The following is a 23,030-nucleotide window of genomic DNA, read 5'->3' on the forward strand; positions in this document are numbered from 1 at the left end:
TACAGATTCTCGGGAATGCAGGTTAAATAGGACAAATTTGTGAATAAACACGACAGGTTTGACGATAATCTAAGACCGCGACTTCATTCTTCTCAGGCAATCAAAAATTTTGCGGGTTAGAGGAAAAATCTAAAAAGCAAAAGGCACGATGAGCAGTTAAAACCGCTGATCGTGCCTTTTTTTGAGCAAAACTTCCGATTGTCCTCTAAAAGAACCGTCTATTTGTCCCACAATTTTTCAAAAAGATTCATTTCTTTCTGTTCTGGCTGCCTCTCTACATTATTCGCTAACTCTCTTACTTCTCTTTCCTGATCCTTTGCGCTATTTCATCAATCGATTGATTAGTTTTATCAACTCCTGCTCCATCTTAACCAATTCGGATTTTGTGTTTCTTGGCTTATTTTTCAAATTTCAGTGTTGCCTATCTATTGCTCCCAATGAATCGGAAGGCATTTTTTAAGAGCTGCTTCAACTATCGAATCATATCTTTTTAGGCATCAACCACTTTATTCAAAACTTCATTTCTTGCCATCCGGCCCTCCAATGGCTCACGGTTATAAGAGAAGATATGCGAAAAGTATGCCCAGTACACAAAGCAACATCGCATATGGAAGATTACTTAAAGTAATTCGGAATGGGCTTTGCTGTGTATTGCGTGATGTCAACTGCACCACTAAATTGAACGTTCCAACTGCTACTGTTGAAATTGCCCCTGCAATTATAACAAGTGCCAAGCTTGTCGGATTTACCGTTTCTTCCAATGCTAAGACTAAACTACTGAAGATTCCTATTGTTGCAACTGGATGAACGCCCAAAACACTTAATACGATAAATATAATCTGAATAAACAAAAAAATTAACAATGGGTAGTCGGTAGCTTCCAAAACAGCATCTTGAATGTAATTAGTAACTGAAGAACCGCTAATACCATTCGAAAAATAAGATAATGAAATAAACAACAAAATAAAATTTTGCATATTATTTGTTTCCTTTTTCCAAGATACCCATCCACTAATTAAAAAACTCCTTTTCCTTCCTATTATGCTAGCCCAACTTAAAGAAAAAAAGGGAATAAGGAGCGTAACGGTAAAGATAAAATTTAGATTTAACAGTCTACCAATTAAGATTATTAAAGCTAAAAATAATGTTATTGCTACAAATAATTCAATTATTTTTCCTTTCAATTGTTTTTTATGTACTACCCTTTCGAGGGGAAACTCAAAAGAATATTTTCGATAACGAATGTTTCCCCAAAGAGTATCAATCAAAAAAGCAATCAAGGTTATAAGAAGCAGATAAATTAGAACAGAATCATATGATACATTTGTAATAAGCAATGACATGGCGAGCAGCATCTCTAAGGGGCTCCATAGAAGAGCTAGCGTATAGGCTCTTATTGTTACATTTCTAATAAAGGAATCTCTTACATCTTTATCTACAAACCTTAATTTATTCTTCAACACTTCTTGTGAAATTGTTAATGCAGATAAATTAAGGAAGGCTGACAGAACAATTGTTAAAATAGCGCTCCGTACATAAAGTCCGCCCATATGGTTGGAATGAAGATTTAATAGGTTTTTTAGAGTCCTATCATATCTCCCGATGTGGACTACGCTACTCATCAAAGGAAGAATTGATAACAAAGATAAAATCGGTAAATTTGATGTAACGAATGCAGGGGTTTCTATTAATGATTGGCCAGATTCCATGTACCCTATCGTACCTATAACGATAAATGAAGAAGCGAGGATTTTAAACGTTCTGGTTGCTTCAGGTAAGGAAACCAATAACATTAACAATGTAAGCATACCAATAAAATAATTCCAAGCCTCACAATGAATGAATACATTTATCCCATAAAGAAGAAAAACAAATGAATGAAATATATATATATGGTTAAACAACAATTCCTTTTCCATTTTGTCCTTCACATCGATATACCATTTCCTCTTAATTTTGAGATATTATCCTTCCTATAGTAGCTGGGAAAACCCCATTGCTAATAGCAATTATTATGGAAATATGACATCTATCTGATTATCGATATGCATTGCTCCTTTAACACTTTATTTAGGTTCTCTTTCTTAATACTCCAAAAACAGATAACAGCCATTCAAATTGATAAAAGAATCCCCTGCCACGATTTCTTCTTTTCCAAACAACAGGGATTTCATGTATAACCTGCATTCCTAAAATTTGTAACGAGAATTTGTAGTGAAAGCCTTTATATACAATGTTTATAACGTTTTTTCTTCATAATAAATCGTTATATATAACTGATTTTGTAACGTGGCAACGTCCTTTGTTTTCAAGGGTTTTGAAGACCCTCTTATACAATTCGGGAATCTAGGGTATAAAGAAAGAGTTATTATTTTTTTCAATTACTACATATGATGAAGAAATTCTTCGTCATTATATACATCATTCTTCATCATTAGATGGACAGCAGCTGTTTTAAATGCCTTTGGCAGCGCAAGTATAGAAGGATCATTACCAACGAATTTTTTCTTTGCATCCTCTAAAGCTTCCTCAAAAGTTGCTCTCGTCTTTAGACCCATTCCTCTTGCAAAGCCTGGCATTTCTGCTCCAACAACATAAATTGCGGCTGCATGTTTTTCGGCTATATGTCCACTAGAAATCATTGAAAATCCATGGAAGGGATGATATGAATATGCATAACGGTATTTTCGAATATATTCTTGGTTCGTTGCGAAATACTCTCCGAAATGATTTAGATCCTTTAGAGTATTCATACCATCTTTTTGGAAAAGTTCATACATCTCTTTTGTATATGGCCAGTTTTCTTCATGGAAATCGCCATTGCAGGTAGTTGAACAGATGATTACACATTTGTCACTCATTATCCTGCGATGTCGGACCACTTGGGCGGATATTGCTTGCATGAGCATGATGGGATTCGTTCCCATACCATCACCATAATGGAAGGATTGCGGCATGCCAAATACCAGGACATCATATTTTTTCTCTGCAAAAGGAACGAAAGTCCTTTTATTGGCTGTCGCCCAGGATTTGGGCTGCATTTCTTTGGCGTATCCACTATTAATCTCAATTTGCCTTGACTTCGTATCAAGGACAGCATCACAGCAGAAAAACTTCTTTCCCATCCGTTTCTCCATATGTTCGCCGATTTCATCAAATTTTGTCCGCATTAATGATTTAGTGCTGACAGGTACAAAGTCCTTCCTATGCATAACTTTGGGTACGTGATGAGATGCTATCGATTTCCAATGGGTAATTCCTGTTGAACAGTGTTTATATCCGCCTGAATAGCCTCCATACGGATTCCCTTGTGTATGTCCAATCAAAATGGCAATATCGCTATCGTACACATATTTATTCATGATGACGGGATCCCCGCTCTCAGTAGTGCCCAAATCTATTAAGTTTTCATAGTCTTCACTATCATGATTGATTATTTGGTTTGAATACCAGAAATTGTTGAATATTTCCTCACCCAAAATGTTGAGGATTTCTTTTTCTGTGTTTTTTCTGTGAAGGCCATTCGAACAGATAAACTTAATATCTTCCTGCTTAACGCCCACACTATATAGCTCTTTCAAAATCAATTTTATGGAAACCTTTCTGTGGGCAGTTGGCTGTTCTCCCCCCTTTACCCTGTCAGGGAAGATAATCGCCACCTTCGCCCCTTCTTTTCCGACTTTTGTCAAAGGCTCCATTCCAATTGGGTTCCGAATTGATTCAAGGGTTGCTTTTTCAATTTCATCCTCTGGAATACATGGAGGATCCGGTACGGTTTCACCGGGCACAAACACGTCGGTATTGTCAGGCAATTCTGCTTCCATGAGCCCATGTCCGTATTCAAATGATAGTTTCACTTATATGCACCTGCTTTCCCTTGAATGATTTTTGCCCAAAAAGGTCTGGACAATGTCCAGGTATTCTTCAGGATAGAAGCCTATTTCTCCTTCAAATCTGGTTAAGGCAACTAGTCCGCCATCTATTTCCGGTATTGAAGCAAGCATGCCGGCATTTTCTGCCTTTAACCCTCCACCATATATGACAGGTAAGCCGTTTGTCTCTTGCTTTACAAATCTGGCAACTTCCTGGATGTAATCCTTGCCAGGTGGAGTTTTTTTTGGTCCAATTGCCCATATTGGCTCATATGCAATTGTGACACTACTCGTTTCTACTCCTTCGAGTCCTATTTTTAGTTGTTCACGCAATATCTCCTGCCAGCGTTCCTGTTCTCCTTCTTTTTCTCCAATACAGTATAAAACAGACATTCCGGCTGCGATTGCAGCCTTGATTTCTTTATTTAACAAGCGGTTTATCACATCTAACGAAGTCCCAGATGCTTCCCTGATTAAGTCTTCCTTATCATTTCTTTCTTCACTATGGCCAATAATTGTGTCCAAGCACCCAATCGCCTTCATTGAATTAGCTGTACGATTGCTTGTGAATGCACCAAAGTTTCCTCCCTTGGCTGTATCTTCCCTGAAAACACTTTGACAGCCAATAGCTATATTCGTCTCCCCATTAACAGAGTTTAAAGCGTTAATTAAATGGGTTTCTGGCAAAAAAAAGACAAACTCTACTTCGTCGTTTGCATATTGCTTTAAACCTCCCATAGTGCTTCGAACAATGAAATTACCCCATTCGGGTGCTCTGGTAAAACGATTTATGCCGCCATATTCTGCCGGGATATCAAACCGTTTTAAATTCGCATAAATCCGTTTCATGATTATCACCTTTTAATCCCTTTAATTTGAGGAAAACTACTTTCTTATCTCTTTATCTTTGAAACTGAGGAATTCAGGCAGTTCTTCACCAATTAAGGGTTTACACCACTGAATGAATTTTTCAGTCACATTATTCCCACGCTCATTAATAAAATGATCAGGAAGTTTTTTTTCGTGAAGCATAACTTCTTGAATTGGCACCAAGAATGTCTCGATTGAATACTTTTCTTCCGGCAAACGTCTTATACCCACCATTACACCTGTTCTGCCAGAAACAGCAGCTTGAACTGCCGTTCTCCCAACCAAAACGGCTTCTTCCTGATCAATTTTGGACTGAAGTGCTATAGAAGTTCTTCCTGCAAGACCAGGCTTCTCACCTCTGGCTTTAATTCCAAGTCTTTTAATAACGAGATTCGCTAAATATTCACTTACATCTCCGTAATAAACAGATCTGCCCCGCTGGAAAATAGGCGGTACGATTGGTTCTTGTTCAGCGTTTTTTAATCCTTCACTTACAACCACAACAACTCCGCCCAAACGATCGTATAATTCCTTGACATCTTCCATGAATTCCTCTTCTACGAAGGGCCTTTCCGGCAAATAAATCAAATGCGGGGCATCCTCTTTTCTTTTTCTTGCTAACGCAGAAGCCGCTGTAATCCATCCCGCGTTTCGTCCCATTGCTTCTATGATGGTGACATGGATCGGCAGCGATTTCACATCTGCCCCGATTTCCGCTGTTGTATGGGCTAAAAATTTTGCAGCGCTCCCGTATCCAGGTGCATGATCAATTATTGCAATATCATTATCGATTGTTTTTGGAATCCCAATCACATATATTTCTTCATTCTTACATACCTCATGGACTCTCCCGCATGCTTCCATTGTTCCGTTTCCACCATTGAATAGTACATATTTAATATCATGCTTTTTAAAGATATCTGGCATTTTCTCATAATGTTCCTGTTTCAAAGGAAATCTGGATGAGCCTATTGCTGTTCCCGGTGTTTGCAGTAATAGGTCCAAATCAGCATCCTTAGTTGTGCCCAAATCTAAAAAGTTTTCTTTGAGGATTGCTTCAGAACCGCCAATAGCTCCGTAAATCTTATCTATACAAATATTATTTTGGGCCTCTTTAATGACTCCATATAGGGAGGAATTAAGGACAGCCGTTGGTCCACCACCATGAACGATGAGTATATTATTCTTCATTGTTTTTATCGCCTCAATCTAATTCCATATGAACCGTCACCGGATACGGCTTAGAATAAAGAATCAACATTATATATAGGATTTGGATTAAAATCCCCTTCCCAATTTTTCGAACATCAGTTTTTTATAATCTTCTACTCCTGGCTGGTCGAATGGATTCACTCCAAGTATTCTGCCTGAAAGATAAACAGTGAATTCAAACAGATAAAACAATTGCCCTAAATAATATTCATTCATTTCCGGCACAGAAAATTTAACGCATGGTATACCTCCATTAAAGTGGGCTCCTATGGTGGCACCTAATGCAATTTTATTAATCTCCCAAAGATTTTCACCATTAACATAATCAAAGTTGTCTTCAACATGGTCTTTTTCGATCACTAAACTACTGTTAGGGTTTTCAATATCAAGAAATGTTTCAAAAATGATTGGCTGTCCTTGCTGAACGTATTGACCAATTGAATGCAAGTCTTCAGAATAGTTTACAGCCACAGGGAAAAGGCCCTTTCCCTCTTTCCCTTCACTTTCTGCGAATAATTGAATCCACCATTTTGAAAAATAGTGGAACTGAGGTTCAAAAAAAGCGAGCATTTCAATTTTATAGCCTTTATCCAAGAGAATGTTCCTGAAAGTGGAATACTTTAATGCCAGATTATCAATATCTGTTTGGTTGTGCATCAGATCCTGCATTTTTTTGGCACCTTCAATCAGGCTAGAAATATCAATACCTGCAACAGCCATAGGAAGTAATCCAACATCAGTCAAAGCAGAAAATCTGCCGCCAATATTTTCAGGAAAAATAAAAAAATCAAAATTATGTTCCTTGGCAACCTGATGTAAAGAACTATTAATTGTACCGGTAACGGATATTCGTTTATTAGTTTCATTGCCATATTTACTGTACAAGAAGTTCCGCAGAATACGGAAACTTAATCCAGGCTCTAAAGTTTCAAAATTTTTGGCAATGACATTAATATAAACGGATTTACCCTCCAGCTGTTTTAGCAAGTTATTCATGTAATGTGGAGAAAGATTGTTGCCAGCATAGAGAATTTCAGGTTTACTTTCTTTTTGCAGAGCTTTAATTACTGCTCTTGCTGCCTGATTGGAACCTCCAACCCCGACAATCACAAAAACATCAGCTTCTTTTCTTATTGTTTCGGCTTTTTCTTTCACAAATTGTACAGCTTCATCACTGGCCCACTCTTCTACATCCATCCAGCCCCAGACATCATCCTGGTGGGAGGTCCTTTCCGAATAGACTTTTCCAAGCGCCTCATCCAGCCATTTTTTATTTTTACTTAACCGTTCGTTTAATTCCTGATCAGAAACAAATTGTTTATTTTGCAAAAATTCCAGTCTAATATCATTCATGCCAAACACCTTCTTTTTGAGAATTTCACTTTTCCATTGAAACCCGTGACATTCGCTTAGCAGATTCATATATACCGAGTACTACTTCCAATGTCTTGATTGCATCATCCGGACTGACAGGCACTGGTTTATCATTTAACAGGCATTGATAATAGTGTTTTAGCTGGCTAGTATGATAGTTACTCCAATATGTCTCCCCTTCGCCTTTTATCTCCGCAGTTGGATGGATGATAAGCTCTTTTCCATTCAATCTAATTGTTACCTTTTCTCCTTCAAGCAAAATAGACCCATTTTCAGCACTCAATTCAATCCTGATCGGACTGTTGCTAGTAAAGTAATTGCAGGCGAAGAATGAATAAATGACCCCATTCTCGAATGTAATTGCAGCACTTGCAACATCCTCGACTTCGATTTGAGTAAGAACTCTTGTGTCTATTTGCGCTTTTATCGATTTCACTTCACTCCCGACCAAGTAACGGACCAAATCGATAGAATGGATTGCCTGGTCAATAACGACCCCACCGCCTTCTTTTTCCCAGCTACCCTTCCATTCAATTTGATAGTATGAGGGAGGCCGATGCCAATTTAGCGAGGACCATGCACCAGTTATCTTTCCAAATGCCCCCTGGTCAATCAGCTTTTTCGCTTCAATAATTCCATCTATATATCTATTCTGGAATATTACTCCTAACTTTTTTCCAGTATTCTTAGCTGTTTCTGCCATGGCTCTACCATCTTCTAACGTTGTTGCGATTGGCTTTTCAGTCAAAACATTAAAGCCTGCTTCAAGACACTGAATAACATGCTCCCTGTGCAAATAGTGCGGACTCAGAACATGAACGACGTCCAGGTTTTTCTGCAATAGATCCTCAATAGAGTCGGAATATTCACAGCCACTAAAGTTCATAGCAAATTTTTCTGCACGCCTCAAATCGATATCCAAGGCGTATTTTACTTCTATGTTGCTTAACCTTTTAAATGCTTCTGCATATACAACAGAGATTCTTCCACAACCAATGACTCCAACCTTTAATTTATTCATTGATTTTCCTCCTTTTTTCGGTTTGAGTGGTTGTGACATAGCTTTTTTACTTGAGTGAAAGAATTCGTTTATATAAACTGTTTTAAATATTTTTGCCCTCTTATCAATCCAGCCTTAACTTTTTCCTGAGTCCCATCCCAAACGGGGTCTTCATGCTCGATACTTATGGTCCCATCGAATCCAACCTGGTTTAAATGATCAATGAATTTATTCCAATCAAGCTCCCCTAAGCCAGGTACTCTATATCTCCACCATCCGGAAGAATCAATTTCTCCATTTTTCGGGTTGAACAAAATTCCAGTTCTTCGCAAGGTGGTATAATTTATTTCCGTATCTTTTGCGTGAACATGGCCAATTTTATGGCCGAACTCAAGAATAGGAATATAAGGATCGATGAATTGCCATATCAAATGGGAAGGGTCATAGGCAAGCTTCAGTTTGTCGCTGTCAATTCGCGAAAAGATTTCATCCCACATATATGGAGAAATGCCTATATTCCCCATTAGAGGGCAGTTTTCTATACAAAGGGTTACGTTATTTTCCTCTGCCTTTTCAACCATTACTTTTAAAAATTCTACTGATGCTTCTATACTTTTCATGGGATTAAAACGGACTCCATCATATGCATCTTTAGAAACTCCTGTTGAGCAAAGCACTTTTTCTATATTAAATTCCCCTGCCAACTCTATCCTTTTAATAATGTTACTTTTGTAATATTCTGCCATTTCGCTGTTAGGATCCAAAAAGTTCCTGCAATATGTTAGGGCAGAAATGTCTATTGTCCCGGAACTTTTGATTTTTTCAACTTCATCTTCTTTTAAGTCGACCGACGGCCCAACTTCCAAATCTGTAAATCCATTTTCATATCCCCAAGTAGCCAGGTCCTTCAGGTCACTAACTCCTGATTCGGCCAACACATTTGTCAAAAAACCTACGCGCATGATGTATACCTCCTTGATTTAATGATTTGCAAGCATGTCATCTATCATTTGCTGAATGAATTTTGCATGCCTAATCGTTCTTTCGTTTGTTGCTTTACCATAAACACAATCGGCAAAATTCTGGATGATACCATTATGTCCGCCTTTTCCTTCCAATTCCACCACTGTTTTATCTTCAGCTTGATATGCGCCTTCTTTATTTTTTAACCAAACGCTGATTTCATTAGGTCTGCTGAAATCACCGCATACCATGCCTCCTTCACCAACCACTTCAATGGTATGGTTGCATACGCCGACACGGCTGGCTGAAAAAGATAACAACGCACCACTTTCAGTCTTCGCGATAAACATGGCTGAATCATCATTAGTCACAGTTCTTTTTTCTTTTGTTGCTGGATCGTTTCTTTCATTAATATGAGTAGACGAAACCAGTTTGAAATCCTTCAATTTACCTTCCGATGCGGATAGTAAGTAATAAGCTAAATCCAGCATGTGGCAGCCAAAGTCACTTACCGCTCCTGGTCCTGACTGTTCCTTATCCATTCGCCATTCCCGTTCTACACTTTTATCCGCTATCCTGTTTCCTCCAAGCTGCTGCCTGCATGTATAAATTGCGCCTAGTTTTCCACTATCAATTAATTCTTTTATAAATTCATATATTGGGAATTCCCTATAGTTAAAGCTTACCATTGAAATTACGTCAGCATTCGATTCTGCCGCCTTTAACAACTCATCCACTGACTTAGCATTTACGGCAATTGGTTTTTCCACTAATATATGTTTATTGTGGTCCAAGGCTTTAATAGCAACCTCAATATGCTGGTCATTTGGAACGCAAATTGACACGGCATCCACCATCCCCAACAGTTCCTCATAACTGTCACAAATCTTTACATTTTCTAGATTGTTACGAGAGTAAAAGGATCTAGCCATCTCCTTATCAATATCGTATATGGCTGCCAGCACGGTATCATCGCAGTTATTTATACCCTCCAAATGATTGCTGGCAATACCTACTGTCTTTCCTGTCCCAACAATACCGAATCTTATTTTGTTCATCAGAATGAAACATCACCTTTCGATTGTTTATCTTTTTAGATGTCCTACTTTACCGCACCCGTAGTAAGTCCACCCATAATTCTTTTCCTCATGATCATGTACAAAATTAAAACAGGGAGCAATGCTAGAACGAATGCAGCAAACGCCATCGTGAAATCTACGGAATAAGTGCTTTGGAAGTTATAAACGAACATTGGAAGTGTCCACTTATCCGGGGCTGCGCTCAATACAATCAATGGCATCTGAAAATCATTCCATATCCATAAAGCATCTTTTATAATGATGGTGGCTAAAATAGGTTTCATTAAGGGATATGTAATTTTGGTAATGGTTTGAATTCGCGAACACCCATCTATTTCGGCTGCTTCTTCTATTTCAATAGGTAAAGTTTTTATGTACCCTACCAAAAGAAAGACATCCTGGGTAAGCGCTCCGGCTACGTATAGCAATATCAATCCCGTATGGTTCATTAAACCCAAATCAGACAAGAGCTTTACAATCGGTACCATCTTTACCTGAAAGGGGACAAATATCCCAAGCAAAATAAAGTAAAATAAAAATTTATAATACTTATTTTTATCCATATTCCTTGCGATAGAAAAAGAGATCAGCGGAGCAACGATCAGAATCAATATGACTCCAATAATGGTTATAAATAGTGAATTGGTGAGGTATTGAAAGTAATTCGATGTATTGATCACTTTAATAAAGTTTGTGAAATTCAAGTTTTCTGGTAACGCGAAGAAGCTTTTGGATAGCTCCTGTGTTGTTTTCATGGCATTTATTATGCTTAAATACAGCGGTCCAATTATTAAAATACTACCTATAAGCAAATATAAGTATTTCCCCATCTGTGTCAATCGGTAAATCATTCAGCTGACACCTCCTTTTTCTGGGTTAATTTAACCTGGATCAGTGAAATCGCTGCAATCAGCAAAAAAACTATTACTCCCACTGTTACCGAGTAGCCGAACCTTCGTTCTTCAAATGCGAGTTTATAAATCAAAGTCCCAATAGATTCAGTTGCACCAGCTGGACCACCACCCGTGATGGCCATTACATAGTCGAAGACTCCCAAACCGGCTTTAAGCTGTAAAATGAACACTATACTAATGGTAGGGATTAAATAAGCGAAGGTTACATGCTTGAATTTTTGGCTGTAGCTAGCCCCGTCCATTTCAGCTGCCTCATACAATTCGCCAGGCACGTTTTGAAGTGCAGCAGCGAACAATACCATAGGGATGGCCGTTGCAGTCCAGATATTTGCAAAGAGGATACCAAACCCCGCCATGTCAGGATTTGATAAAATATTTGTAGAAAGGGCCTCAATACCAAGATTTTGCCCAAGTGCCGGCAATGCCCTATAATACATTTCCTTAAAAATCATTCCAACAGTAACTAAGCTCATTACGGCAGGCACAAAGAAAACGGTAGTAAAAAAAGAAAAGCCTTTTAAATTTTTGGATTCTAAAATCAAAGCTATAGTTATAGCAAAAAATATGACTCCCACTATCAAAAAGAAAGAATACTTAAAAGTGAATCCTAAAGTTTCAATGAAACGTTCATCGTCAATCAATCTTTGATAGTTTTCAAATCCAATTACATTGAATTGCTGGCTGATTCCATTCCAGTCTGTGAAACTGTAGAAAAGCCCCATTAAAAGGGGGATAACAAAAAAAACAGAATAAATAATAAGTCCTGGCAACGTTATAAAAAAATCGGTTAAACGTTTCGAACCTTTCTCCCTGTTTTTGCCATTAAATGCCATTTCCACTTCCTCCTCCACTCCAACGATCTCCATATCCTGGACCTCACTTACAACGTTTAAGATAATGATTTTAGAATCACATCTTAAACGTTGTATAGCAATTGGCCCAAAGTCTGAAGATGTAGATATTCCTTTCCCTCTAAAATCTATTTGTTATAGATTTGCTTTACTGCTTTGTCCAGCTTTTTCATAGAAGCATCAACATCACCAGTTGCAATTAAATCTTGTAAAACTTTGTTAAACTCCGTCACCATCCCTGGGGCCCAATAGTTCCTTGGAATTTTAAAGTTTTTACCTTCTTTTATCGCGTTCGTCACTGCCTCAAGCTCAGGTACCGATGATTCTACGCCATTAACCAATGATGGAGATCCTTCGATATCATGGAATTTTTGTGCAGTTTCTTTCTTTGTCAACCATTCCAAAAAGATTTTCGCCTCTTTTTTATACTCTGAATCTTTGGAAATCGCTAACCCATAATCCATATTGGTTCCAACCTTAGTCTCTGCTTCTGTCTTGCCAGGTACCAAGAACATGGATATGTTCAGATCAGGATTTGCTTCCTTAATTAGAGGCAGGGCAAATGTTCCCTGATACATCATTGCGGCTTTACCATTCGCAAATTCATTTATTGCTTGTTCATAACCAACGCCAAGGCTGTCTTTTTGGCCGTATTTGTGCAATTTCAAAATAAACTCCGCTACTTCTTTCATACCTTGATGATCTGCTGCAGAAGCTTTCCCTTCTGCAATATCCTTGAACAGTTCACCCTTATCATCGAAAAACAGCCCAGTTAACCTATCACCTAATGCTCCAATAGTCCATAGTTCCTGGTCAGAAAAAGATAAGCCCATGATTCCTTTAGATTTGAAATAGTCCAAAACTTCAAATAGTTCATCTTGCGTTTTTGGTATTTCAATATCATGTTCATTAAAAAGATCCACATTGTAGTAAATTCCAGTACCATTGGCCAAATACGGAACAAAGTAATTTACTCCATCAATTTTATTATCATCCACCACATCCTGACTGAAATTAGATTTAAGGAATTCTTCTTTGGTTAAATCGATAAAATACCCTTCATAAACAAGCCCTAACTCCGCAGTATTATACGGGAATGTTGCTATGTCAGGCATATCATTGGCGACTGCTCTCGTTTGCAGGACAGTGGCTGTCTCAGGAGGATTGTTTACAGTAACTTTGATGTTTGGGTATTCCTTGTGAAACTGTTCAAGTATTTTTGGCCAAACTGAATTTAATTCGGGTTTGTGGGATACGACTTCTAACTCAACTGCACCCTTTCCTGAACTTTCTCCACTCGTTTCCTTACTACTGCTGCATGCAGCCAGAAGTGTACCTACAATCAACAGCACTATTAAAAATTGCAGTGTCTTTCTCATAATTCCCCTCCTAAATAATCATAATTTCTTCAATGATCGACTCAAATTATACTTTGAATTTATCCACTCTCACCTACCCTCTGTTAATGTACTTCATTGACATTCAGCATTGAGTTTCACACAACAAATGACACGGTTTACAATTTCATCCTATCATAGGTGATTAAAATGTAAACGCTTTTTTAGTTAAACGTTTTACATATAAATTCTTATTTTACGCTGAATTTATTAGCTTTTAAAAATAAAAAAGGATCCCGATTTATGGAATGGGACCCGAGTTGTTTATGGCTGGCTTTATCTATCTAATTTTATTTTGTTTTCGTTATATCCATACAGCTTTCACGCTCTATTATAGAATAAGGTAACTCGATCTTCATAGGGATTTTTTTTCCGTTATTTATTCGATCGATCAATAGTTTAGCGGTGACCTTCCCGAGTTCTTCCCGGGGAACATGAATGGTAGTGATCATCGGAGAAACATATTGGACAGTATCGATATCATCTATTCCCATGATGGAAATATCCTCTGGAACCTTCAAGTCACTTTCCTTAATGGCCTTGACAGCACCAATCGCAGATAAATCATTTCCGCAAAAAATTGCTGTGACCTCTCTTTTATCTTTTAAATATTCCTTGGTAGCCAAGTAACCGTATTCGGAAGAAAATTGGCATTCTATGATATTTTCATTTCTTACAGTCAAATTTAATTGCCTCATTGCATCACAATAACCCTGGTACCTAACTTCGTTTTTAGTTTCTCCTAAATACGCAATCTTTGTGTGCCCGAGTCTATTTAAATACTTTACAACAGAAATTGCTGCCTGGTAGCCATCAGTCAAGACCTGGTCATAGTCAGCATGTGCTACCTTATTCAACCCGGTATATACGATATATTTGTAATGCTTTTTTATGAAACTTAGTAAATGTTTATCAAACCTTCCCAGGATTGCGACACCATCAACATTATAAGAGGAAATGAGCTCGTATGTTTTGGGGTCATTAATGTCATATCCTGAAAAGGAATATTTTAATATGTATCCCAGTTTAAACGCTTCACGTTCCAGTGAACGGGCAATTTCTGAAAAAAATGGATTGCTGTCACCAACAGTTGAACGTGCATAGATACACCCAATCGTCTTTGATTGGGTCTTCTGCGGAAAGTGAGAATCCTTCATTTTCAATCTGCGCGCAGTGGCATTTGGTACGTAGTTTGTCTGCCTTACTATGTCCCAGATCTTGCTCTGCACATCTTTGCTCGCAACTTTGGTATTACTATGATTAATGACCCTTGATACAGTTGTTATAGAGACCCCTGCCATTTTCGCAATATCTTTTAACGTTACTGAACTTTGATCATTTTCCATATTACCCCTCCAAAAGGTCAATTGCTAATCCTTAAATCTTGTTCCTCTTAAGTATGCCTGTTAATCTAAGTCCAATCTAAATACGAACCATATCGTCCAATGAAAGAAGTTCAACCAAAGGGGCTTTGCCAGCAGAACCAAAGTTCACAATTAAGGACCCTGCAATTTCCTTTACTGCTAATTCAACGGAATTGATTATTGCTGCTACATCGTCATCAAGAATTTTACCAGAAGTAACCGTGTCCATAATGGGTTGGAAGAATACTCGTGGATCTACTTGTTTTCTGTTTTCTTCCAGGAGTTGATATATCGCTCCTACTGAATCGCTGTTTTTCATAGCGGGAGATTTCATAAATAATTCTCTCAAATTCCTTGTAGTCGCCAGTCGGATGTCTGTATCGACATTTATTTTGTTGATCCCAGCAGAAATTGCCTTCTTCAATTCACCAATTGAAATTCCTTGAGCGCCCTCAACAATTCCCCCATAACCATTTATTTCGTCCACAATATGTCCAGGTATGGTAGAAGAACCATGGGAAACAATGGCACAAAATATCCCTTCATGTCTAAGTATTTCTTTAATAGCAACGACTATTTCTCTTCTTAGCTTAACATCTTTCCCTTTATTTGGCCCATGCATTGTACCATAGGAAATTGCTAAGCTGTCAACTTCAGTCCTTTTTATGAAATCAAGCGCTTGCAGAGGATTGGTATAGGTTGATTGGTTTGAGAAAACATGATCCTCAACACCAGCCAACACGCCTAGTTCACCTTCAACTGTAACCCCTCTGGCATGTGCATACTTGACTACTTCCTGCGTCAGTTCTATATTTTCTTCATAAGGAAGAGAAGAACCATCAATCATTACAGACGTGTACCCGCCATCAATTGCTGCCTTAACAGATTCTAAATCTTTGCCGTGATCTAAGTGAAGTACTATGGGAATAGGCGAATTCTCTGCATATTTCTTTACAGCATCACCTAGTAGCTTCGCTCCCTTCCTTTTATCTTCAATGGTTGAACTGATGAAGTCAGTTCTCCCCCCCATAAAGCCATTCGCTAAATCTGCACCTTGAATTAATGCTGGAGATCTAAACATTTCATGAACTTCGATGATTGCTTTTACCTGCGCAATCGTATTGACGTTAAATGCAGGCTGCCCAAAGCGATATCTTTCTGTAGCGTGAAGCAAAGGCATTAATGGAATTAATGGCATTTTTTACTCCTTCTCTCTTCAAAATATGAAATATTTTGGAACACCATGTGTTTCAAGTCCTAAATAAATTAGTTTTCAGACATACCTTTTCTGAGTTTCTATCTAGTTATGAGATAAATGTCCAATGCATTATATATGTTAGCATTAAGGGGAGAAACTTCAAAATATTTTTTACTCAAACGTTTTATCTCTCTTAGCGCTACACACACTTTTTTTATAATGTTTAAACTAGAGCTCCGAAACCTTTTAGAACCTATTAATTATTTCATAGTATTGCTAATTAATGATAAATATAAATTAGTAGATCACATAATTTAAAAGGGTTTTTATTTCTAATGAGGATTATCATCCTTGTTAAACGTTTGCATAAAATTTGATTATCATTTAACTTTATACATGTTAGTATTTATCTAAAGTTAACTGAATAGGCTTCTCGCTTTTTGATTTATGCAAATAGCCACAGTTCTAAAAAATCATCGTTTTAGCAATTAAAGGCCCTTGCAGAAGGTACGAAAACTACTATACCCAAAGATTTTAATACTAAATTAGCAGGGAGGAATATAAATAGTAGGGACCGCTCTAAATTTCTTTATCTTACCCCTCTATGATTGTTCCCTTGTGAGAAGAAAGCTATATTTCCCTTTCAAGCACCATAAAGGTTGTTAACTTGGGAATCTCGAATTCTTGATTCATCTGAAAACCTACATCGGTATCTCAAAATATTATTTAATTTATCCCGAGAAAATATCTTAATCTAAATTATAATATAGTAATGAATGAAGAGGAAAAATCCAGAAAATTTTTTCTTGCTTTTTTATGAAAGTTAGTAAATGGGACAAGAGACACACATAAAGTAAAATTGGAAATTTAGACTTTGTGTTCCATGTTTGAGGTTAAAAGCGTGAATCTTACGCCAAAAATTTAAATATTACTATATTTCCAGAAGAATTTCTCTAATGAAATAAAGGAGGGACAAGGGCATGCTTCATGAAAAATATATAAAACTTAAATCAATACTTAGAGAAATGGAATCCGTGGCTGTTGCTTTTTCAGGCGGTGTAGACAGCACTTTTTTATTGAAAGTGGCAGTCGATGTGCTTGAACCAGAAAATGTGGTGGCGATAACGGCTAATTCAGAATCATTCCCCTCAGTTGAACTAGAAGAATCGAAAGCATTGGCCAGCCTTATTGGGGCAAAACATATTATAATAGAAACTTCAGAGTTGAACCTGCCCGGCTATGCCGAAAATACCAAAGATAGATGCTATTTCTGCAAAAAAGGACTGTTTAACGACGTATATCCGATTATGAATAAATATGGATTCAAAAATGTGGTGTATGGGTTGATTGCCGATGATATGGGCGATCATCGTCCTGGTTTAAGAGCAGCCAAAGAGCTTGATGTTCGAGGTCCGTTGCAGGAGGCAGGTTTATATAAGACTGAAATTCGTGAATTATCTAGGGAGATTAAGTTGCCGACATGGGACAAACCAGCCATGGCTTGTCTATCTTCGAGGATCGCTTATGGCGAAACGATTACACAAGAAAAACTAACAAAAGTAGAAAAATCAGAGTTCTTTATAAAGAAGCTTGGTATTAGGCAGGTTAGGGTAAGAACTCATGAAGAAATTGCCCGTATTGAAGTGGATCCCCCTGATCTCAAAGTGATCCTCGAAAACTACAAGGTGGTTTCCAATGCACTTGAATCATATGGCTACAAGTATGTAACACTAGACCTGGCAGGGTACAAAAGTGGCAACATGAATAAGATGATTGCACAAGGAGTTTCAAAGGTATAACTACTCACAAAACAATTAGGGGTTGATATGTAAATGGAACAAATTGAATATATCCTTCAGCAGGTTAAGGAAGGCTCCTTAAATGTAGACCACGCTAAAAAATTACTATTGCCATATGAGGATTTGGAAGGGTTTGCAAAGCTTGATCATTTTCGTCAAGGACGGACCGGTTTTCCAGAAGTAGTATTTGGTGAAGGAAAAACGGTCCACCAAATCATTAACATTATAAATAGCCTTATGAAAACAAACAGGCGTGTCCTTGCCACACGAATTGACGAATTAAAAGCACACCAAATTCAAGCAATACTACCCATGCTCACCTATCACCCTGTTGCCAAAGCATTGACCTGGGTACATTCCGAAGAGCCTGAAGTCCTGTATGATGGATACGTTGCAATTGTCTGTGCGGGAACATCCGACCTTCCTGTTGGGGAAGAGGCTGCTATTACAGCCGAAGCTTTTGGATGTAAAACTGAACGGATTTACGATGTCGGCGTTGCTGGGATACACCGCCTGTTCCACCAGCTTGAACGGATTGAGAATGCGTCGGCGACGGTTGTTATTGCTGGCATGGAAGGCGCATTAGCAAGTGTGGTAGGCGGATTGATTAGCAATCCTATCGTAGCTGTTCCCACAAGCATCGGATACGGAGCTAACTTTCAAGGACTATCAGCTCTGCTATCAATGCTGAACACCTGCTCCCCCGGGATCAGTGTCGTAAATATTGATAATGGATTTGGCGCTGGGTATTATGCCGCGCTAATCAACCAAAAAACTTCAAACAAGAAAGGAACGTACAGAAATGAGGACTCTATATTTTGACTGTTTCTCTGGAATCAGCGGTGATATGACAGTGGGTGCTTTAATCGATTTGGGTGTTGATCCCATTGTTATCGAAAAAGAGTTAAGAAAACTGAAGCTGGAAAGTGAATATTCTCTATCATGGGAAAAAGTCTTGAAAAACGGGATTTCCGCTGTCCAATTTCATGTTAATGTCGAGTACAACCCTAATCCCAAGGATGATCACCATTATAAGAAATCACACGGACACAGACATTTCAGCCATATAATGGAGATGATCAAAAATGCAAATTTTAACGAGAGGGTGACAGAGATTTCACTCGAAATCTTTGATAAAGTTGCCCTTTCCGAATCCAAAATACATAATATCCCTCTGGAAAAAGTTCATTTTCACGAAGTCGGAGCGATTGATTCCATAATTGACATAGTGGCGACTGCCATTTGCATTGATTTGCTGAATCCCGATGAAATCATCTCTTCCCCTGTTCCAGTTGGAAGCGGAACGATAAAAATTGACCATGGATATTATCCAGTACCTGCTCCAGCAACATTGGACCTATTGAAAGGGATTCCCCTTAAAGAAACAAATATAGAAGGCGAATTAACTACACCAACCGGCGCTGGCATCCTGGCTACATTAATAGACAAGTTTCAGACAATGCCTTCCATAAAAATTGAACAGATTGGATATGGAGCGGGAACAAAAACTTTCAAAAATCATCCAAATGTTTTACGTCTAGTGATAGGAGAGAGGGTTGAGCGCAATGAAACATGACTTAGCGCATCGGTTTGAGCATCTTGATGAAAATATGATGAAAGTTGAAGTAAATCTTGATGATATATCAAGTGAGTGGCTTGGATATGTAATGGACTTACTATTCGAAGTCGGTGTCAACGACGTTTTTTATATCCCTATCTACATGAAGAAGAATCGTCCTGGTGTAATGCTTCAGGTCCTGTGTGACACCAAGAATCTTGAATTGGTCAAAAGTATCATATTTGCAGAAACCACCACATTAGGAATAAGGTACTACCCAGCCTCCGTCCACAGGCTGGAAAGACGATTTATAAAGGTGGATACGCACTTGGGAAGAGTATCTGTAAAGCAGGGGTTTCATAAGGGGATGTTAGTACAACAAGCCCCTGAATATGAAGATTGCAGGAAATTAGCAGAAAAACACAAAATTCCTTTGCAGCTGGTTTTCCAAGAGGTATGGAAAGAACTTTGACATTTTTGCTCTTCTATTAGGATAATTCAGCAAACGCGATATCCAACTTCCTCAACTATAATCTGCTCCCAGTTTGATCCTAGTGAATGGCATGAAGATTGGTTAAGGGTGATTACAGCCATCCAAATGTACCATCTCTGCCATTGTTTTTACCAAAGAGTGACAAGAAATTTACCACTAAACGACAAGCTATTTACCAACCCAATGTAAAAGGCAAGCGAAGCGCTTCTTGATACTAAGTAGGCGGGAGAAGCTTACGGCTGGCAGCCTCTAGCGACCATCGAGAGTGCTCCAAGGGGATTGCCGGCAAGGGCTGCAACATTATACCCATCGGAGACTCAGTGTCAAGAATGCCTTTGGAGCGGTCGATAAAAGGGTTGGTAAATGAATGTACAATTCTGATAAATTCCTTCTAAAAGAGTGGTAAAAAGCAATGGCCGTAATCAAAGGCCTACTTGTAGACTTTATTCATGATCGCATAAATAGTACATGATTCCTATCACATCATGATGGATGGAGATAATTCAATGCGTGGACGTCGTGGATGTTTATGGGCTCTTTTCTTTGCGCCATGGGACGGTGATCTTTTTTCATTCTGCCTTTGGAAACCTACCGTTAATAATTGCGTACGCTAAGATTCCAACATGCAAGTGCCAATCGAGCACTACTTTGATTTGCTTCTTGTATGAGTTCTACTACGAGTGGGTGATCTGACGGAAGAATCATTCTTCCTCTTTGTCCCCCAGACCGCCAGGGTCTTTTTTCTTAATAATAGAATTGCTGTTGCTGCTGCTTCAGCTAATGCATTCTCTTTTTTAAATCCTTTTCAATTAATTTCCTGCGCTTTTTCTTTGCTGCAAAAGATGTCATTACCTACTGGCAAGTTTGTAGTGGACTTTCACCTCCAAGTTATCGCCCATGCAGGGCACACCAAAGTAAAATCGGGAGCTGTTTATATACGCTCCCGGTTACTTTCCGTTAAAATTCTGGATGAAGACAGAAATAAACAATCAATTTAAACCCCTATAAGTCCATAAAAACCGTTACCACGTCCAGTTATTTACTATCCTGCAGCAATCCCATTTCCCTTGACGACTCAAAATTAAAATTCCCTTTTGGGTTGGCTTTGGTTGGAAGCATTTCAACGAATGGGAACAATTCTTTTTTTGCTACTTCGTAAACCCTGCCTAGTTCTTTGACGGGATCAGGGTGTTCATCGACTCGCAAGTCGACCAATGGATATTCCTCGGTACTGACTACTTTCACCGCGGCGGATTGCCTTCCACGTTTGTCGCCGCCAGCATCCTGCCCGGCCTGAAGGGCGATGATCAGCCTGTCCGCAAGCGGCTTTCCTTTGCTGTTTTCAAATGCCCGGGCGGTTTCCAGAATTGTGTCTTTTCCGACAAGCATATTCCCTGCCACACCGTAGTTTTGACCAACAATCTGGCCATTCCATCCATCACATTTTTCACCAGTGAAGGCAACCGCCTTACCGGTATTGTCGACAATAACAAACTGCCTGATTGCCGGCTCTGGATCTTCCTTAAGGATTCGTTCCTTTACTTCCTCGGCCGATAATCCTTCCTTCAGATACTTCAGTCCGTTGATACCGATATATGGGTTTACAAAGGATTGGGTGGCAATCCCACCTACGCCAGCTTCCACAAATGGGCACAGAGTTCCAACAGCTGGTACCCTTGTTGTCACAGCGACACCGAAATTTCCGGTTTCCTCACATCTTGCTGTAATAGAAAAAGTCATTTCTAATTCCTCCCTTTCCTTTTAAAAGTCAGCCTTTCATAACATCTTCAATAAACGCTTTTAAAGTATGAACCCCGTATACACAGTCGTTCAAAGATGACCATTCAAGCGGATTGTGGCTGATGCCGTCCTTGCTCCTGACAAATAACATCGCGGCTGGATACTTTTCTCCTACAATCATTGCATCATGGCCTGCTCCGCTTGGAATGAAAACAGGCTTAATGCCAACTTTCCGGACTGCTTTAACCAGCTGTTCCTGAAGCTGTTGGGCAATCGGCATCGGTGTAATTTGGGTGTTGCAGCTAGTCCTGACCTCAATACTCCTCTCAGTAGCTACTGCTTCTGCCTTTTTCCTGACCATCTCTACCAGCCGGTCCCGGGTTTCTTCATGAATATCACGGATATCAGTAAACATGTATACTTCTTGAGGGATTACATTCACACCATTTGGAGAAACATTTATCCTCCCCACTGTCGCTACAGCTGTTTCAGAAACTTTCCCCGGCAGCCTCTCGACTTCCTGAAGAAACATGCCCGCAGCCACCAGCGGATCTTTGCGGCCAACCATTGGCGTATTGCCCGCATGGCCGGCTTCCCCCATAAAAATAACTTCCAGCCAGGCTGGCCCTGCAATGCCGCTGACAATCCCGACAGGTTCATCCTCTCTTTCAAGAATTTTTCCCTGTTCAATATGGACTTCGACAAACAATTCTATTTCCCTGCCATGGTTCCTCGCATCAATATACTTGTCAAAACTGCTTCCGTATTCATTGATTACTTCATCAAACGTCAGAGCGTTTTCGTCAACGAGTCCCTTCAATAAATCAGGGCTTGTCTGGCCCGTGAAAGCACGACTTCCTGTCAGTCCGCTTTTGAAGCGAGATCCTTCCTCATCCGAAAAAATCACGACCTCATACGGTTTTTCAGGTGCATAACCTTGCTCCTTCCATGACTCAACTACCTCTAATGCTGAAAGAACACCTAGTGGCCCGTCAAAATGCCCTCCGTTGGGTACACTGTCAAGATGCGAGCCGGAAATAATCGAAGGTCCATCACTTTTGCCTCGCAGCTTTCCGAACACATTTCCTGCTCCATCAACCGTGACAAAAAGACCCGCATCTTCCATCCAGCTTATGACCAGTTCCTTCGCCTGCTTTTCGAGTAATGAATAACCAGACCGAGTCACACCGCCACTTTCTTGCAAACCAATATTTGATAGTTCACTAAGTCTTCTCGCAATCCGTTCTCCACTTACTCCCGAATGGCTAAGCTCAGGCTTATACCCTTCCAATAACCTTCCATAAAAAGTTGCTTGTTCTGTTTTCTGCATACTTTCACCCCGTTGC

20 protein-coding genes are annotated in these 23,030 nt (G+C 39.1%); 5 read left to right on the top strand and 15 right to left on the bottom strand.

The window, feature by feature from the left end:
• Positions 1-554: 554 nt before the first annotated feature.
• From UB32_RS04440 to UB32_RS04500, 13 genes are all read right to left on the bottom strand, one after another.
• A complete protein-coding gene (locus tag UB32_RS04440; protein ID WP_044391547.1) occupies positions 555-1,919 on the bottom strand; it encodes a hypothetical protein in 1,365 nt (454 codons plus the stop codon).
• A gap of 465 nt (positions 1,920-2,384) precedes the next feature.
• The gene (locus UB32_RS04445) at positions 2,385-3,857 is read right to left on the bottom strand and encodes a lactate racemase domain-containing protein (protein WP_044391549.1); all 1,473 of its coding nucleotides are present in this window, start codon (positions 3,855-3,857) and stop codon (positions 2,385-2,387) included.
• Positions 3,858-4,721 (bottom strand): triose-phosphate isomerase family protein, encoded by an 864-nt coding sequence (locus UB32_RS04450; RefSeq protein WP_044391550.1) that lies wholly within the window; start codon positions 4,719-4,721, stop codon positions 3,858-3,860. It abuts the gene before it with no gap.
• 36 nt (positions 4,722-4,757) lie between these two features.
• Entirely contained in the window at positions 4,758-5,933 is a 1,176-nt protein-coding gene (locus UB32_RS04455; RefSeq protein WP_044391552.1) for a diphosphate--fructose-6-phosphate 1-phosphotransferase, read from the bottom strand.
• An 87-nt stretch (positions 5,934-6,020) separates the two neighbouring features.
• Positions 6,021-7,376: a glucose-6-phosphate isomerase gene (locus UB32_RS04460; RefSeq protein ID WP_347230904.1), complete on the bottom strand. Its 1,356-nt coding sequence runs from the start codon at positions 7,374-7,376 to the stop codon at positions 6,021-6,023.
• On the bottom strand, positions 7,333-8,349 hold the full coding sequence (locus UB32_RS04465) for a Gfo/Idh/MocA family protein (RefSeq protein ID WP_044391555.1): 1,017 nt from the start codon (positions 8,347-8,349) through the stop codon (positions 7,333-7,335). Before UB32_RS04465 ends, UB32_RS04460 begins: the two co-directional genes overlap by 44 nt.
• 68 nt (positions 8,350-8,417) lie before the next feature.
• Positions 8,418-9,290, bottom strand: coding sequence for a sugar phosphate isomerase/epimerase family protein (locus tag UB32_RS04470; RefSeq protein ID WP_044391556.1), 873 nt, complete (start codon positions 9,288-9,290; stop codon positions 8,418-8,420).
• Between the two features lie 18 nt (positions 9,291-9,308).
• Entirely contained in the window at positions 9,309-10,349 is a 1,041-nt protein-coding gene (locus tag UB32_RS04475) for a Gfo/Idh/MocA family protein (protein ID WP_044391557.1), read from the bottom strand.
• A gap of 44 nt (positions 10,350-10,393) precedes the next feature.
• Positions 10,394-11,221, bottom strand: a complete 828-nt coding sequence (locus UB32_RS04480; protein WP_044391559.1) for a carbohydrate ABC transporter permease — start codon at positions 11,219-11,221, stop codon at positions 10,394-10,396.
• Positions 11,218-12,150 carry a carbohydrate ABC transporter permease gene (locus tag UB32_RS04485; protein WP_052806949.1) on the bottom strand — a complete coding sequence of 311 codons (933 nt, stop codon included), beginning with the start codon at positions 12,148-12,150 and terminating at the stop codon, positions 11,218-11,220. Before UB32_RS04485 ends, UB32_RS04480 begins: the two co-directional genes overlap by 4 nt.
• Positions 12,151-12,263: 113 nt before the next feature.
• Positions 12,264-13,514, bottom strand: a complete 1,251-nt coding sequence (locus UB32_RS04490; protein ID WP_044391560.1) for an ABC transporter substrate-binding protein — start codon at positions 13,512-13,514, stop codon at positions 12,264-12,266.
• A gap of 308 nt (positions 13,515-13,822) precedes the next feature.
• Complete coding sequence (locus UB32_RS04495) at positions 13,823-14,878, bottom strand: LacI family DNA-binding transcriptional regulator (RefSeq protein WP_044391564.1); 1,056 nt, start codon at positions 14,876-14,878, stop codon at positions 13,823-13,825.
• 76 nt (positions 14,879-14,954) lie between these two features.
• A complete protein-coding gene (locus UB32_RS04500) occupies positions 14,955-16,094 on the bottom strand; it encodes a class II fructose-bisphosphate aldolase (RefSeq protein WP_044391566.1) in 1,140 nt (379 codons plus the stop codon).
• A 980-nt stretch (positions 16,095-17,074) separates the two neighbouring features.
• Between UB32_RS04500 and larE the strand changes: the two genes are divergently transcribed.
• From larE to UB32_RS04525, 5 genes are all read left to right on the top strand, one after another.
• Complete coding sequence (larE, locus tag UB32_RS04505) at positions 17,075-17,893, top strand: ATP-dependent sacrificial sulfur transferase LarE (RefSeq protein WP_044391568.1); 819 nt, start codon at positions 17,075-17,077, stop codon at positions 17,891-17,893.
• A gap of 33 nt (positions 17,894-17,926) precedes the next feature.
• The gene (gene larB, locus UB32_RS04510) at positions 17,927-18,715 is read left to right on the top strand and encodes a nickel pincer cofactor biosynthesis protein LarB (RefSeq protein WP_044391574.1); all 789 of its coding nucleotides are present in this window, start codon (positions 17,927-17,929) and stop codon (positions 18,713-18,715) included.
• Positions 18,696-19,469 (top strand): nickel pincer cofactor biosynthesis protein LarC, encoded by a 774-nt coding sequence (gene larC, locus UB32_RS20665; protein WP_044391575.1) that lies wholly within the window; start codon positions 18,696-18,698, stop codon positions 19,467-19,469. Before larB ends, larC (UB32_RS20665) begins: the two co-directional genes overlap by 20 nt.
• Positions 19,459-19,923: a nickel insertion protein gene (gene larC / locus UB32_RS20670; RefSeq protein ID WP_044391576.1), complete on the top strand. Its 465-nt coding sequence runs from the start codon at positions 19,459-19,461 to the stop codon at positions 19,921-19,923. The genes larC (UB32_RS20665) and larC (UB32_RS20670) overlap by 11 nt, the downstream gene beginning before the upstream one ends.
• A 701-nt stretch (positions 19,924-20,624) precedes the next feature.
• Complete coding sequence (locus tag UB32_RS04525; protein ID WP_044391580.1) at positions 20,625-20,942, top strand: hypothetical protein; 318 nt, start codon at positions 20,625-20,627, stop codon at positions 20,940-20,942.
• A 37-nt stretch (positions 20,943-20,979) separates the two neighbouring features.
• Here UB32_RS04525 and UB32_RS04530 read toward each other — a convergent pair whose 3' ends face one another.
• Positions 20,980-21,684 carry a DUF1028 domain-containing protein gene (locus UB32_RS04530; RefSeq protein ID WP_044391584.1) on the bottom strand — a complete coding sequence of 235 codons (705 nt, stop codon included), beginning with the start codon at positions 21,682-21,684 and terminating at the stop codon, positions 20,980-20,982.
• Positions 21,685-21,712: 28 nt separating this feature from the next.
• Complete coding sequence (locus UB32_RS04535) at positions 21,713-23,014, bottom strand: M20 family metallo-hydrolase (protein ID WP_044391585.1); 1,302 nt, start codon at positions 23,012-23,014, stop codon at positions 21,713-21,715.
• Between the last annotated feature and the right edge of the window lie 16 nt (positions 23,015-23,030).

Origin of the sequence: Mesobacillus subterraneus (assembly GCF_000934845.1) — a bacterium.
GTDB lineage: Bacteria > Bacillota > Bacilli > Bacillales > Cytobacillaceae > Mesobacillus > Mesobacillus stamsii.

Coding starts and splice junctions, on each gene's coding strand:
- UB32_RS04460 (WP_347230904.1), bottom strand. CDS start 7,376: ATGAATCTGCTAAGCGAATGTCACGGGTTTCAATGGAAAAGTGAAATT.
- UB32_RS04475 (WP_044391557.1), bottom strand. CDS start 10,349: ATGAACAAAATAAGATTCGGTATTGTTGGGACAGGAAAGACAGTAGGT.
- UB32_RS04530 (WP_044391584.1), bottom strand. CDS start 21,684: ATGACTTTTTCTATTACAGCAAGATGTGAGGAAACCGGAAATTTCGGT.
- UB32_RS04465 (WP_044391555.1), bottom strand. CDS start 8,349: ATGAATAAATTAAAGGTTGGAGTCATTGGTTGTGGAAGAATCTCTGTT.
- UB32_RS04535 (WP_044391585.1), bottom strand. CDS start 23,014: ATGCAGAAAACAGAACAAGCAACTTTTTATGGAAGGTTATTGGAAGGG.
- UB32_RS04500 (WP_044391566.1), bottom strand. CDS start 16,094: ATGCCATTAATTCCATTAATGCCTTTGCTTCACGCTACAGAAAGATAT.
- larB (WP_044391574.1), top strand. CDS start 17,927: ATGGAACAAATTGAATATATCCTTCAGCAGGTTAAGGAAGGCTCCTTA.
- UB32_RS04480 (WP_044391559.1), bottom strand. CDS start 11,221: ATGATTTACCGATTGACACAGATGGGGAAATACTTATATTTGCTTATA.
- larE (WP_044391568.1), top strand. CDS start 17,075: ATGCTTCATGAAAAATATATAAAACTTAAATCAATACTTAGAGAAATG.
- UB32_RS04470 (WP_044391556.1), bottom strand. CDS start 9,290: ATGCGCGTAGGTTTTTTGACAAATGTGTTGGCCGAATCAGGAGTTAGT.
- UB32_RS04495 (WP_044391564.1), bottom strand. CDS start 14,878: ATGGAAAATGATCAAAGTTCAGTAACGTTAAAAGATATTGCGAAAATG.
- UB32_RS04450 (WP_044391550.1), bottom strand. CDS start 4,721: ATGAAACGGATTTATGCGAATTTAAAACGGTTTGATATCCCGGCAGAA.
- UB32_RS04440 (WP_044391547.1), bottom strand. CDS start 1,919: ATGGAAAAGGAATTGTTGTTTAACCATATATATATATTTCATTCATTT.
- UB32_RS04455 (WP_044391552.1), bottom strand. CDS start 5,933: ATGAAGAATAATATACTCATCGTTCATGGTGGTGGACCAACGGCTGTC.
- UB32_RS04490 (WP_044391560.1), bottom strand. CDS start 13,514: ATGAGAAAGACACTGCAATTTTTAATAGTGCTGTTGATTGTAGGTACA.
- larC (WP_044391575.1), top strand. CDS start 18,696: ATGAGGACTCTATATTTTGACTGTTTCTCTGGAATCAGCGGTGATATG.
- larC (WP_044391576.1), top strand. CDS start 19,459: ATGAAACATGACTTAGCGCATCGGTTTGAGCATCTTGATGAAAATATG.
- UB32_RS04485 (WP_052806949.1), bottom strand. CDS start 12,150: ATGGAGATCGTTGGAGTGGAGGAGGAAGTGGAAATGGCATTTAATGGC.